Source organism: Candidatus Enterococcus wittei (assembly GCF_002140175.1).
GTDB lineage: Bacteria > Bacillota > Bacilli > Lactobacillales > Enterococcaceae > Enterococcus_B > Enterococcus_B wittei.
The window spans coordinates 40,395-54,840 of sequence record NZ_NGMO01000003.1; the positions used below are offsets into that span (position 1 = coordinate 40,395).

The following is a 14,446-nucleotide window of genomic DNA, read 5'->3' on the forward strand; positions in this document are numbered from 1 at the left end:
AGATACGCTCATACTTTCATCATTAACACATTCAGAAATGTATCTTTCGTGCATTTGTGGTGCAGAAACACTATAAGTAGTTCAGTCCTTCGTGGAAAAGTATTTCCACTACTATGACGTCGGCTGACTTCTCACGATAAACCTTTTTCGACCGATTTTCTTAATAGGGAACTCCTTAATCGTTCGTGAGACCTCCCAGGGTAAGACAACTAACTTTCATCTTTTACTCGCCTGATTTACTAGATAAGCTTACGCACATCTTTTGGACTTTAGTTTGTATTGGAACCTCATCCACTTATCTAGCCTTCGTATCAGATTTCTGTTCGTCGAGCCAAGAGTTTGATACACGCTTCCTTCAGCCACATCCTCATGGATGCCACCTTGCGTTTCTCTAGCGATTGGTCGATGTGTACCCTCGCAGTGGACTTTCACCACCTAGTTAGTTGCCATGCCTGGCGCACAATTAAAAAGGAGAGGGATTTTTCGTCCTCTCCTAAATAATGCTCAAATCGTAACAGTACTGCCATAATTTGACTTTTTTCATTTTATTCGCTTTGTAACCTATACATATCCGCATAAAGCCCTTCTTTGGCTAACAAACTATCATGATTCCCACGTTCGACTATATCTCCTTTATCTAATACTAAGATCAATTCTGCATCTCGAATAGTCGATAAACGATGGGCAATGGCGATCGTCGTCCGGCCTTCTCTCATTTTTGCAAGGCCTTCTTGAATCAAGACTTCCGTTTCCGTATCGATATTGGCAGTTGCTTCATCCAAAACTAAAATTTTGGGGTCCGTAACAATCGTCCGAGCAAAAGTGATCAATTGGCGTTGACCACTGGAATAGCTTGCACCTCTTTCGATTACCTTTGAATGATACCCTTTTGGTAACTGATCAATAAAGTGGTCTGCCTGCACAAATTCTGCGGCTTTGCGAATTTGTTCATCCGTAATTTCTGGATTCATCATCCGAATATTCCCAGCGATATCGCCATAAAACAAAAAGGCATCTTGAAGCACTAGGCCCATTTTTTTTCGTAGTTCCTCAATCGGGTACTCACGAATATCATGATCATCGATCAGGATTTGTCCTTCATAAAATTCATAAAAACGCATCAAGACATTGATGATCGAACTTTTCCCGCTACCAGTATGGCCGACAAGCGCTACGGTTTCGCCAGGATTTGCAATAAATGAGATATTTTTCAATACTTTGTTTTCTCCATCATAAGAGAAACTAACATTACGAAACTCGATTTTCCCCTCTGTGATTTCTCGGTTGGCAGTTTCTTGTTGTTGAGGGGTATACTCTGTTGTATCCATGATTTTCAAAATTCGACTGCCTGCTACTGTTCCATCTGTAAAAACACTTAGAAAATCCATCATTTGAGACATTGGATTAAAAAATCCTTGGACATATGTCGTAAATGCAAAAATCAAGCCAACTTCAACTGGTGAATCTAACGCTTCAAAGCCAAATAAAGTCAAAGCTAACGCAATGGCTAATGCATATAAAAAACTAATGATTGGACTCAGTAAAATCGAATTGGTTTTGATCATTGCATAACGCGTCGCTAAATATTCCTCATTCACTTCACTAAATTCCTGAGCCAGACGAGCTTCTTGACGGAACTGCTGGATGATCCGCATCCCGGAAATAGATTCATTCAACTTCGTATTCAACTGACTCAAGCGCTCACGCATATTACGATAAATACGTGAACTAAATTGTTGATAATACCAGATCACTATCCCTAAAACAGGCAAAAAAATCAAGCACCATAAAGCAATTTTTTGATTAATCTGAAACATTGCTACAAAAGAAGAGACAACTGCGAAAATCCCTGTAAGTACCATTAAGAAAACATACCAAAATTCAAATAGTGTTTCAGTATCATTGGTGACACGAGAAACAGTCGAACCTGCAGGAGTCTGATCAAAATAGCGCATCCCTAATGTGTGTAACTTTTCAAACAACTTCACGCGAATATGCTGATATGTCTTTAAGGAAGCCATCGAATACAAATACCATTGAAAAAACCAAATGATGCTTTTGACGATCACACCAAATAAGTAAAGTCCTGCAAAGAAAAAAATAACTTGAGTCGTAGCAGACTGTTTTGCCAAATAATTATCCATAAAGATTTGAATGATTCTTGGTAATAATACATTGATGACAGATAACACTAAGGCAAACAAAATTGCGATAAAAAATGTCAGCCTGAATGGTTTAGCAAAGGTCATTAAACGTTTGATGATCACGGCTTGTTCTTTGAAGGTCATCGATTTCGACCATTCGGATTGATATTTATCTTCCATCACTTTCCCCCCCTTCAATTTTTGCTTCTAGTTGTTGTTTTTGCCACATTTTTTCATACCATCCACCTAGAGCTAATAACTCTTGGTGAGTGCCACGTTCCACGATACGTCCATGCTCAATAACAAGGATCTCATTGGCATGCATGACACTACTTAAACGATGGGCAGCAATAATCGTCGTTTTATTTTTTCGTTCTGCTTTTAAATTGTGTAGAATAGCTTCTTCTGTTTTGGCATCTACAGCAGACAATGCATCATCTAAAATCAATAGCTCAGGACTTTGGATCAAAGCACGAGCAATGGAAATACGTTGTTTTTGTCCACCTGATAAGGAAACTCCTCGCTCTCCAACCATCGTTTGGTAGCCTTCCGGAAGTTCTTTGATTTCTTTATTGATATAAGCAAGAGAAGCAGCTTTTTCTACCTCTTCAGCTGATCGTTTAGGATTGGAGAAACGGATATTATCCAAAATCGTCATCGAAAATAAAAAATGATCTTGTGGCACATACCCAATCGAACCTAAAAGTGCGTCCAAAGTATAGTCCTTGATGGATCGTCCACCAAATTTGATTTCCCCTTGGTAATGGTCATACTCACGCATCAACAGTTTAATAATGGTTGTTTTTCCTGCTCCTGTTTTACCAACGATTCCCAATGTGTCACCTTCATTGATAGCAAACTTGATATGTTCAAGGACAGGCGCTTCTTCTTTAGGATAGGAAAACTGAGTTATGGCAACATTCAATTCTCCTTTTGCTGGCGTCGTTTCTGCACCTAGTTTCTCAGTGATATGTGTTTTTTCATGGAGTAGTTCATTCACACGGTCATAGGAAGCATTTCCACGTTCAAGAACATTGAATAAACGACCAATTGCAAACATTGGCCACACTAGCATCCCGATATAGCTAATAAATGAAACCATTTGCCCGATCGTGATTGTTCCTTCCAACACATAACGGCCACCTAAAATAATCGTCGCAACATAGGATAATCCAATAATCAACGTGATAAACGGATCGAACAATGCATCAAGAAAATTCACTCGTTTGTTTTTTGCAATGGCATCATCAATCTTTGTCACAAAGTCTTCAAGATCCTCTTTTTCTTGGCCAAAGGTCTTGATTACCTTGATTCCTGTGATACTTTCTTGTGTTTTATCATTGATACTTGAGAATGCTTCTTGCGATTCACGAAACGCATCGTGTAGTTTTGAACCTAAAATTCTTGAAGTGACCGCAAGTAACGGCAACGGAATCAAAGCAAGCAATGTCAAACGCCAATCAATAAATAAAATCATGGCAACGATCGTTGTTCCTCCAGTAATGACAGAATCAGCAAAAGTTAAGATCCCAGCACCGGCAACGTTTTGGATAGCATTCAAATCATTGGTTGCGTGTGCCATCAAATCACCTGTGCGATATTTTTGATAAAACAAACTATCCATTCTTGTAAAATGGTCAAACAATCGTCTACGCAATTCACGTTCTAATCGTGCCGCACTTCCCCAAATATTCGTTCGCCAAATATAACGAAAAAGATATTGCATAAAAGCAGCAGCAATCAACAATCCAATCCACATGAAGATGGTTTGTAATGAAATGTTTTTATCAGCAATTTCATCAATAATGATACCAATTACTTTAGGTGGAATTAGTTGGACAAGTGCTACTACGAATAAAGAGAATACCCCAATCAAATAGTGCTTTTTTTCTTGTTTAAAGAACCATCCCAATTTTTTGAATATCGACATTTTTTCCTCCTTTTTTACCTTATAAATTTTTATATTCATCAATAAGCCAAGATGATGAGTTTCATTTTAGAAATTTAATTTTTGGGTCAGAAAAATCCTTTTATTTTTCTCTCTACCCTCTTAAAACTAAATACTTTTTATTTTAATATATGTTATTCCTAACATTCAAAAATAAATCTCAAAATTGAAAATGCGAGAATTTATTTCTGAATTTTCTGTCTTATTACTCGGTGTAAATACTGCTTTTGTGATCTCTTGATAAACGGTGTTCATAAGACAGCTCTTTCGATATGAAGTCCAAAACTTGAAAAAATATGAGGAACTATTTTCCCCAAGTTCCGTCTTCATACTCGGAGCTAAACGTCTTTTTCACGACCTCTGTTAAACGGTATTCATGAAGCTACACTTTGGTCATAAGTCAAAAAAATACAAAATGTGAAAAACCATTTTTCTATTTTTCTTTCTTATGCCTCAGTGCAGATCGCTTCTTTCACGACCTCTTGATTACAAAGGAAAATTTATTTTCGTGGTACTTTTTGATTATCGTTTTGCTTTCTTAATAAAACGTTTTCCCTACGTTAAAAAGAAAAAAGCGGACTGAATAGAATCAGCCCGCTTTTAATGGTGTCTAAAAAGAACCTATTTTTTACCTTGGCTCTTCATTTGTTGCATCATCTGACGAATTTTCTTTTCAGATGGTTTTTGCCCCATTGACATCATCATTGATCTTAACATTTCCTCATTAACGGGAGGATTTTTTTCTAAGTAGTCTTTCATATATTTACGCGCAAAAAAGAATCCACCAACTGCGCCAATTAACAAAGCAATAACTGCAATAAGTACAACGATTCCTGTTGATACCATGTAAATCTCTCCTTTCTTTTTCCTAATTGCTCTCAATGATTCATTTTACTAAAACTTTAAAGAAAAAGAAAGGCGTTTTCTTAAGAATCATCAAAAAAACTTATTTTTATTTCACATCGTTGGTTTCATACACTGTAGAAAGCACACCGTATTTATTTTTTAGGCTAACCAAATTTTTTTCTTTTATTTTTCATTATTCGGGTGTAGAATGAATTCGAAAAGAAAAGAAGAAAGGTGGGTTTCGTTTGAATCAACACTCACGTCAACATAAATTGATCGAACATACAAATGGGTTATCCCTTGCCGAAGTGAATGGAACTGTAAAAGTTCCAAAAGGTAAAAGTTTTTTTAAAACGTTACTAGCTTACTCAGGACCTGGTGCTTTAGTAGCTGTAGGCTATATGGATCCAGGAAACTGGTCCACTTCTATTACTGGCGGACAAAACTTTCAATATTTATTGATGTCAGTCATTTTGATGTCTAGCTTGATTGCTATGCTTTTGCAATATATGGCAGCAAAACTGGGAATTGTTAGTCGAATGGATCTTGCACAAGCTATTCGTGCCCGCACAAGTAAGGCTTTAGGCGTTATCTTATGGATCTTAACAGAATTAGCTATTATGGCTACGGACATTGCTGAAGTCATCGGTGGAGCGATCGCATTGTATTTATTATTTGATATTCCTTTAGTGATTGCCGTTTTTATTACTGTTCTAGATGTTTTTGTTTTATTACTCTTAACTAAAATTGGGTTTCGAAAAATCGAAGCTTTGGTCGTATGTTTGATCTTCGTGATTTTATTTGTTTTTGTATATCAGGTCGCTCTTTCAAATCCTGACTGGAAAAATTTGTTTGTAGGTTTTATTCCCAATTCTAAAACATTTTCAGACTCTCCAAAAATCGGAGGAGAAACACCATTGACTGGTGCCTTAGGGATTATCGGTGCAACTGTGATGCCTCACAATCTCTACCTTCATTCTGCGGTCTCTCAGACTCGAGAAATTGATCGGGAGGATGACGAAGATGTCGCACGTGCACTTCGTTTTTCTACATGGGATTCAAATATCCAATTAACTATGGCTTTTGTAGTCAATGCTCTACTATTGATAATGGGAGTTGCTGTTTTTAAAAATGGTTCGATCCAAGACCCTTCATTTTTCGGCTTGTATGAAGCATTATCTGATCCGTCTGCTATGAGTAACGGCGTATTGATTACCGTGGCTAAGTCCGGTATTTTGTCCACATTGTTTGCTGTAGCTTTACTAGCTTCTGGGCAAAACTCAACGATTACCGGAACATTGACAGGACAAGTCATCATGGAAGGCTTTATCCATATGCGTATGCCAATCTGGCTTCGACGACTAGTGACCCGCTTATTGTCTGTCGTCCCTGTATTGCTTTGTGTACTTTTTACTAGTACAAAAGGGACTATCGAAGAGCATACTGCACTCAACAATCTAATGAATGAATCTCAAGTGTTTTTAGCTTTTGCTTTACCATTTTCAATGATTCCTTTATTAATGATGACAAATAGCCAAGCTGAAATGGGTGAACGCTTTAAAAATTCACTGACTGTCAAAATACTTGGCTGGTTTTCCGTTATTAGTCTCACCTTTTTAAATCTTCGAGGATTACCGGGACAAATTGAAGCCTTCTTTGGTGAAAATGCTTCCGTTTCAACACTTCATCTAGCCGATCAACTTGCCTATTTGATCATTGTGGCTGTCTTAGCATTACTAGCGTGGACAATCGTCGATCTCTATAAGGGAAATAAAAAATATGAACAGCAATTGCAAGCTATTTCAGAAATAACAAATGAATAAAAATAGACCTATAAAAAAGCAGCTCTAACACAAAATAAGTGAAGGAGCTGCTTTTGTTCTGGTTCATTTTATTAAGAAAAAACTATGCCTGACTTTCCTCTATTAATAATTCTGGGAAAACTTCTGGATCAAAGGACTGTGCTTTGAACATCGCAATTTCTTTTCCATATGGAGCATAGGCCGCTTTTTTATCTTTGCCCACATATGGTGTCTCTAAGATTTTTGATACATGTTGAAACATCGGATCATGAACGATCTGATTTAAAGCATCAAAGCCAATCGTTCCAAAACCAATATTCGCATGACGATCTTTATGTGACCCTTGTGGATTTTTTGAATCATTGATATGCAATACTTTCAGACGATCTAAACCAATAATTTTATCAAATTCTTCCACTACGCCATAAAAATCATTAGCAATATCGTATCCAGCATCATTTGTATGACAGGTATCAAAAGTGACCGATAACTTCTCGTTTAAAGTTACACCATCGATAATCTGCGCTAACTCTTCAAAAGTCCGACCAATTTCGGTTCCTTTTCCAGCCATTGTTTCTAAAGCAATTTGTGCTGTTTGCTCTTTCGTTAATACTTCATTTAAGCCTTCAATGATCCTAGCGATCCCTGCTTCTGCCCCAGCACCTACATGAGCTCCAGGATGCAAAGTGATTTGAGTTGCTCCTAAAGCTTCTGCACGAACAATCTCTTCTCGTAAAAATTGCACAGCAAATGGAAACATCTCTGGCTTGATAGTATTTCCTAAATTAATGATATATGGTGCATGGACCACGATATTAGACAATCCATGATCTGCCATATATTGTTTTCCCGCATCGATATTCATTTCTTCAATCGCTTTTCTACGGGTATTTTGTGGTGCTCCTGTATAGATCATAAATGTCGAAGCCCCATAACTCGCTGCTTCTTCTGCTGCTCCTAAAAGCATTTTTTTGCCACTCATACTCACGTGTGAACCGATTAACATCAAATTCCTCCTAAAGCCTCACTCATGGGCTGTACTCATCATTTTTCATTTCCTTATTCATCTTAACTGAAAAAATAAGGAAAGAAAAGTTTGAAATCTGAAAATGAGTAGCTATCCATTCGCTTGAAATCACTCTTTCTGCTTCTCACACTTTTTAATAAAAAAATAATTTTAGTTAATATTTTTATGTTAAATACTTTATAGTCATTGACAATGATAAGTATCTTGGCAATTTTTTCTCCCTAAAAACAAATAAATGCTATACTAGATACTGTAATTCAAAACAGGTGAAATTAAACTAAAAAAAGTGATGGAGAAATCCTTTAACTGGTTTCCTAAAACTGGATAGTTTATTCTCACCTCCTGTTTTTTTGTCTTATTATTTGCTATAATTAGCGAAATAAAATGATTAGTTGAGGTGAAACCTTTTGCCACGTCAAAATACTCGTAGAAAACAGAATCGTAGAAAAAAAGAAGCATGGTTTATTCCAAAAATCATTTTTCGTGTTTTTCAATCTTTGACTGTTTTCATTATTGTCCTTTTTATCTTATTAGCTGCATTAGGCGTTGGGATTGGCGCCGGTTATTTTGCTTATCTTGTGGAAGATACAGATATACCTACTAAAACTGAATTAGCATCTGAACTAAGTAATATTACAGAAACATCAAAATTGGTTTATGCGGATAATTCCGAGATTTCTACGATCCAAACCGATTTGATGCGTACCACTGTTCCATCAACTGAGATTTCGCCTTTTCTAAAAACGGCTATTATCAGTACTGAGGATGAATACTTTGAAGAACATAAAGGTTATGTTCCAAAAGCAGTGATTCGAGCGCTCTTTTCCGAAGCTACTGGGATCGGCTCATCTGGTGGGTCTACTTTGACTCAACAATTAGTCAAGCAACAAATCTTGACCGATGAAACGACTTTTAAACGCAAAGCAAATGAAATTTTACTCGCTTCACAAGTCGAGAAATATTTTTCAAAAGATGAGATCATTGCTACCTATTTGAATGTCTCTCCTTTTGGTCGAAATAATAAAGGAGAAAATATTGCGGGTGTAGAAGAAGCTGCTCAAGGAATCTTCGGAGTCAATGCAAAAGATGTCTCGTTGCCACAAGCTGCTTTTATTGCTGGACTACCACAAAGTCCAATTACTTATAGCCCTTATACCAATACAGGCGCTTTAAAAGAAGACTTGTCAGCTGGCTTGGAAAGAAAAGACTTTGTGCTATTTAGCATGTATCGCGAACAGCAAATCACAAAAGAACAGTACGAAGAAGCAAAGGCATACGACTTGACCAAAGATTTTCTGCCTCAGACAATTGCACAACAGACAGAACGTGACTTCTTATATTATACCGTTATGAATGCAGCAACAGATATCATTGCAAAACAATTAGCGGAAAAAGATAAAGCCGATTTGTCTGATACTGATGTCTATAATGCCTATTATCAACGGGCGGAACAAACGATCCAAAATCAAGGCTATACGATCCATACAACGATCGATAAAGACATCTATGCCGCCATGCAAGCTGGTGTGGCAAACTTTGGTTATCTTCTTGATGATAGTACTGGCTCTCCCGTAGAAACTGGCAATATCTTGATGGATAATAAAACAGGACGTGTCTACGGTTTCGTAGGAGGGCGTAATTACAGTCAAAATCAAAATAATCATGCCTTTGATACGTATCGACAAGCTGGGTCCTCCATCAAACCCGTACTCGTCTACGGTCCTGCAGTCGATATGGGCTTAATCGGTTCCGAATCACGAGTCTCTGATTATGAAACCACTTGGCAAGAAGGAACGAACGCTGGAGAAAAAATCGTCAACGCTACGAATGAAGGTTCCAACACATTCCAAACAGTTCGTGAATCTCTTGAATGGTCTAATAACATTCCTGCCTATCACCTCTATCAGGATATATTGAAGACTGGCGGAACGAACCAATACGCTTATGAGAATTACTTAGCCAAAATGAACTACCCAACCAATGATAACTGGGGCGTGGAATCAGCGCCTTTAGGGACTGTCGATGTCACTACACTTCAGCAAACAAATGGCTTCCAAACACTTGCGAATAACGGAGTGTACCAAGAAGCTTATGTCATTGAATCTATCAAGGATAATGCGGGCAATGTGATCTATCAGCACGAAAATAAACCTGTGCAGGTCTTTTCAAAAGCAGCCGCTTCTATCGTCAATGACATGATGCGTAGTGTCATTGATAAAAAAATCACCACTCCATTCAAAGATGATATTACTAGTTTGAACGCTGACTTAGGGAAAGCTGACTGGATCGGTAAAACTGGTTCGACAAATGAATACCGTGATTCTTGGTTGATCGTTTCGACACCTTCAGTGACTATCAGTAGTTGGGCAGGACATGATGATAATACTGGTATGGATAAAGCAGCACGACTAAGATCTTCTCGTTATTTAGCTAACTTGATCAATCAAGTCTACCAAGTAAAACCTGACGTCTTTGGCACAGCTGAAAAATTCGAATTATCTTCCGATGTCATTAAAAAAGAAGTCGCTGCATTCACTGGAGAACTTCCTGGAAAAGTCACCGTAGACAAGCGATCGATGAATACACCAAGTAAAACAGTTGAAACATTTTGGGCAAAAAATGGACCTGAAAAAAGCACCTTTAAATTTGGTGTAGGCGGAACTGATGATAATTATAAAGAATATTGGAATACCGCCGCTAAATTTGCACAAGAAAATCCTCAAACAAAAAAAGAGGAGAATAAAAATGATTAAAAAAAGAAGCACGAGAAGGACCCTTCTCGTGCTTCTTTTCATTATTCAATTGAAGATACATCTCTTTATGAACATGACTTTTTTCGAACAGCTGCTGATGAACCATTTAGAAAACGATCACTTCATCGCTTATTTCGTCGAGCCTTTTTCTTCGATCCCGTATGGTAAGATGATCGTTTTTTCTTCAACTTCTTCTTTGTTCATCATTTTTGTTAATAAGCGCATAGATACCGCTCCTAAATCATACAACGGTTGCGTAATACTTGTTAAACGTGGACGAGCAACTTCTGTTAGTAAAGAGTTGTTGCTTGTGATGATTTCAAATTCTTCAGGTACTTTCACACCACGGTCAAGTAAGCCGTCTAGAATTCCGATGGCTAATTCATCATCCGTTACATAAACAGCTGTCGCACCACTATTATGCAGACGATCAACCAATGACAAACCATCTTTAAAGTTATAACCAGATTCAAAAATCAAGCCTTCGCTGTAAGTCAGATTATTTTCTTTCAATGCTTCTTTGTAGCCTTTCAAACGGCTTTGTCCATTGATTGGGTCAATCAATGCACCACTGACAAAAGCAATTTTTTTATTGCCATTTTTAGCTAATTTAGTCACCGCATCTTTAGTTGCAGAGGTGTAGTCGATATTTACGCTACCTACTTGTTCATCTGGATCAATAGAACCAGCTAAAACAACTGGTGTTTTTGAACGAGAGAATTCCCCACGGATTTCGTCTGTGATATGATGCCCCATAAAAATGACACCATCCACTTGTTTCGCAAGTAAGTTATTTAAGACATTGACTTCTTTCTGATCGTTACCATCTGAATTTGCCAAAATGATATTATATTTGTACATGGTTGCTACATCATCAATCCCACGAGCCAAAGATGCAAAGAACATGTTGCTGACGTCAGGAATAATTACACCAACTGTCGTAGTTTTTTTGCTAGCTAATCCACGAGCAACTGCATTGGGACGGTAATCTAACCGGTCAATTACTTCCAGCACCTTTTTTCTTGTGGCAGGTTTAACGTTAGGATTGCCATTGACAACACGTGAAACAGTAGCCATCGAAACATTTGCCTCTCTCGCTACATCATAAATAGTGATCGTTTGTTTTTCCATTATTGTGCTCCTATTCTATTTTATACGTTTTCTGAAAATACGATTTACATTTCTAAAACAGGATATCAAATAATACACAAAATTGCAACCGTTTTACCAGTGTTTTCATGAAAAAACTTTCATTTTTCACTTTGACCTAATTGGTCTTTCTTGGAATTAGTGGTACAATTAATGATCGAAACATTCTATAAATTCGAAAGAAGGATGTCAAATGAATCACGTAAAAATCAATGAATTACGTAAATGGATGGCTCAAAAACAAATCGAGTTAGCATACATTAGTGACCCTGGTCACATTGCCTACTTCTCAGGATATGAAAGTGAGCCTCATGAACGTGTACTTGCCCTTTTTATTCCTCTTGAACAGGATCCTTTCTTATTTACACCCGCTTTAGAAGTAGAAGATGCTCAAAACAGCAGTTGGAACTTTGATGTTCGGGGGTATCTAGACAATGAGGACCCTTGGGTATTGATTGGTAAAGAAATCCACTCTCGTTATGGTCAAGTCCAAGCGATAGGTATCGAAAAAAATGCATTAACAGTTGACCGTTTTGATGCTTTGTCTCACCAAATGAACGGAACTGCTCACTTTATCGACCTTACGCCAATCATCCAACGTCTGCAATTGATCAAAACTACAGAAGAAAAAGAAAAATTGATTGCGGCAGGCAAATGGGCAGATGTGGCATTTGAAATTGGTTTTAACGCATTGAAAGAAGGCGTCACAGAACAAGCAATCATCGCTGAAATCGAGTACCAACTAAAAAAACAAGGGGTTTCACAAATGTCCTTTGATACGTTAGTCCTTGCTGGAACAAATGCAGCTAGTCCTCATGGGACACCAGGAAGTACTAAAATCGTTCCTAATGAACTTGTGTTATTCGACCTTGGTGTCATTTGGGATGGTTATTGTAGCGATGCAACACGAACAGTTGCTTACCAAAAACCAACTGAATTTCAAGAAAAAATCTATCAAATCACACTTGAAGCACAATTGACTGCTCAAGAAGCTGTTCGTCCCGGTGTAACCGCCGCAGAACTAGATCAAATCGCTCGTAACGTGATTGATGGTTATGGATATGGTGAATACTTCAATCATCGTTTAGGACATGGGATAGGAACAACCGTACACGAATATCCTTCACTTGTTTCAGGTAATGATTTAGTGATTGAAGAAGGCATGTGCTTCTCGCTTGAACCAGGGATCTATATTCCCGAACAAGTAGGCGTGCGTATTGAAGATTGTGTGTATGTTACAAATGATGGTTGTGTTCCATTTACAACGACCTCAAAAGAATTGTTGATCATTGATTAAATGTAATCTCCAACTAAATTATGATCAGTTATGAGAATACAAGTCAAAAACAAATCAATATAAACTACTACTTTTTATAGGCTCTTCGACAAGTAGTGTTGGTGAGTTCAAATTGAAAGAATTTCATCGAGAATCAATCGAAGCAGAAATACGCTTCGATTGATTCTTTTTTGTTTTGGATTGATCTTGGAAAACCAAGCCCTGAATCAAGTAAATACGGTCACGAAAATGGAGAAAATTACGGTAACCATAAGCGACTCGTTTGATGACCTTGATTTTATTGTTTGTCCCTTCCAATGCCCCATTACTATAGGGTGTTTGGAAGGCATTTTTGATTCCTTTTCTGTATTTATTTAAGAAAGTGAGTTTCTTACGAAACCACTCAGGAAGCTGGGTATCTAAGGTATTCACCACTTCGAAAAAGTCGTTCGTCTCTTTTTGTTTATAGTGATAGAGAAGGAGTTGACAAGTGTCATAAGCTAACTTCAATGTAGAATCATAGCTGAGTAATTCATCGACGATCGCTTTTTCAGTCATCGGACGCTTAAAGGAATAATCATAGCGATAGCGTGAGCTATCTAATAGATAAGAATCCTTTAGGAATAACTTCCAGTAACGTTTAAATCGTTTATACTTCAGACGATCGTTCTTGCGATAAATGTTCATGATTTGAATCCGTAAATGGTTCAACGCCCGGTGAATATGTTGGATAATATGAAAACGATCCGTGACAATTTGTGCATGGGGAAAAATACTTTTTGCTAATTCAAAATAAGGAGCGTTCATATCCATGACGATATATTGGACATTCTCTCTAGCTTGACGGGTATAGCGAGAGAAATAGGTACGTAGATAAGCTAGTTTACGACTTTCAAGAAGACCAAGGATTTGATTCGTTTGACCATCCATGAAGATAAAACTCATTTTACCCACACAGGATTTCATTGCTTTAAATTCATCAAAGCAATGAACGGAGGGCAAGTAGTCAAAACGCACTTTAACGTTCTTCACAGCCGCTTTCATGATTCGTAAAATCGTTACATCCGATACGAAATATCGAAAGGCAATGTCTTTTCTACTGGAGTTGGTCGCTAATTCTGCCATGATTTTTCGTTTCAAGTCGACAGAAATCGAACAATTTCTATCGACTACAGAAGTTTCAGCCGAGAAAGTTGCGCCACACTCTTTACATAGGAATCGAGTTTTTTTAAGTTTTAAAATTGTTTTACGTGAATGGATCGGTAGTAATTGAATGGTGGTTTGGTGGGTCCCATATTTAATCACTTGTCCTTCATTTTTAACCCCACATTTTGTACAACAAGTGGGAGTATAATCTAAGCGTCCATGAATCACGTAGGAGGTAATGCCTCCTTCTTTCTTTTCAGAAAGCCAATTTGTAGGGAAAATGATATTTTCATCTGTTAAACCGAGTAATTTTTTAGTATGATAGTCCATGGAGATATCCTTTCTTGATGAGTTT

Annotated in this window: 9 protein-coding genes; 3 read left to right on the forward strand and 6 right to left on the reverse strand. The window is 37.5% G+C overall.

The genetic code is table 11. From position 1 onward, the window contains the following. Positions 1 to 545 precede the first annotated feature (545 nt). The 3 genes from A5844_RS08170 to A5844_RS08180 all read right to left on the reverse strand — a co-directional run bounded on the left by A5844_RS08170 (position 546) and on the right by A5844_RS08180 (position 4,938). Complete coding sequence (locus tag A5844_RS08170) at positions 546 to 2,324, reverse strand: ABC transporter ATP-binding protein (RefSeq protein ID WP_086284712.1); 1,779 nt, start codon at positions 2,322 to 2,324, stop codon at positions 546 to 548. Further along, a complete protein-coding gene (locus A5844_RS08175; protein ID WP_086284713.1) occupies positions 2,314 to 4,074 on the reverse strand; it encodes an ABC transporter ATP-binding protein in 1,761 nt (586 codons plus the stop codon). Before A5844_RS08175 ends, A5844_RS08170 begins: the two co-directional genes overlap by 11 nt. Before the next feature lie 639 nt (positions 4,075 to 4,713). Beyond that, the gene (locus A5844_RS08180; protein WP_086284714.1) at positions 4,714 to 4,938 is read right to left on the reverse strand and encodes a YneF family protein; all 225 of its coding nucleotides are present in this window, start codon (positions 4,936 to 4,938) and stop codon (positions 4,714 to 4,716) included. 245 nt (positions 4,939 to 5,183) lie between these two features. Between A5844_RS08180 and A5844_RS08185 the strand changes: the two genes are divergently transcribed. Next, complete coding sequence (locus tag A5844_RS08185) at positions 5,184 to 6,761, forward strand: Nramp family divalent metal transporter (RefSeq protein ID WP_086284715.1); 1,578 nt, start codon at positions 5,184 to 5,186, stop codon at positions 6,759 to 6,761. A gap of 82 nt (positions 6,762 to 6,843) precedes the next feature. On the opposite strand, the gene A5844_RS08190 is transcribed toward A5844_RS08185, so the two are convergent. Further along, positions 6,844 to 7,746, reverse strand: a complete 903-nt coding sequence (locus A5844_RS08190) for a deoxyribonuclease IV (protein WP_086284716.1) — start codon at positions 7,744 to 7,746, stop codon at positions 6,844 to 6,846. A gap of 428 nt (positions 7,747 to 8,174) precedes the next feature. On the opposite strand from A5844_RS08190, the gene A5844_RS08195 reads away from it, so the two are divergent. Further along, positions 8,175 to 10,520 (forward strand): transglycosylase domain-containing protein, encoded by a 2,346-nt coding sequence (locus A5844_RS08195; RefSeq protein WP_086284717.1) that lies wholly within the window; start codon positions 8,175 to 8,177, stop codon positions 10,518 to 10,520. Positions 10,521 to 10,649: 129 nt separating this feature from the next. Here A5844_RS08195 and ccpA read toward each other — a convergent pair whose 3' ends face one another. Beyond that, positions 10,650 to 11,651, reverse strand: coding sequence for a catabolite control protein A (ccpA, locus tag A5844_RS08200; RefSeq protein WP_086284718.1), 1,002 nt, complete (start codon positions 11,649 to 11,651; stop codon positions 10,650 to 10,652). A gap of 211 nt (positions 11,652 to 11,862) precedes the next feature. Between ccpA and A5844_RS08205 the strand changes: the two genes are divergently transcribed. Then, positions 11,863 to 12,966 (forward strand): aminopeptidase P family protein, encoded by a 1,104-nt coding sequence (locus A5844_RS08205; protein ID WP_086284719.1) that lies wholly within the window; start codon positions 11,863 to 11,865, stop codon positions 12,964 to 12,966. 123 nt (positions 12,967 to 13,089) lie between these two features. Here the strand turns inward: A5844_RS08205 and A5844_RS08210 are convergent, their stop codons facing one another. Then, the gene (locus A5844_RS08210) at positions 13,090 to 14,421 is read right to left on the reverse strand and encodes an ISL3 family transposase (protein WP_086284720.1); all 1,332 of its coding nucleotides are present in this window, start codon (positions 14,419 to 14,421) and stop codon (positions 13,090 to 13,092) included. Positions 14,422 to 14,446 lie beyond the last annotated feature (25 nt).

Coding starts and splice junctions, on each gene's coding strand:
- A5844_RS08170 (WP_086284712.1), bottom strand. CDS start 2,324: ATGGAAGATAAATATCAATCCGAATGGTCGAAATCGATGACCTTCAAA.
- A5844_RS08175 (WP_086284713.1), bottom strand. CDS start 4,074: ATGTCGATATTCAAAAAATTGGGATGGTTCTTTAAACAAGAAAAAAAG.
- A5844_RS08180 (WP_086284714.1), bottom strand. CDS start 4,938: ATGGTATCAACAGGAATCGTTGTACTTATTGCAGTTATTGCTTTGTTA.
- A5844_RS08190 (WP_086284716.1), bottom strand. CDS start 7,746: ATGTTAATCGGTTCACACGTGAGTATGAGTGGCAAAAAAATGCTTTTA.
- ccpA (WP_086284718.1), bottom strand. CDS start 11,651: ATGGAAAAACAAACGATCACTATTTATGATGTAGCGAGAGAGGCAAAT.
- A5844_RS08205 (WP_086284719.1), top strand. CDS start 11,863: ATGAATCACGTAAAAATCAATGAATTACGTAAATGGATGGCTCAAAAA.
- A5844_RS08210 (WP_086284720.1), bottom strand. CDS start 14,421: ATGGACTATCATACTAAAAAATTACTCGGTTTAACAGATGAAAATATC.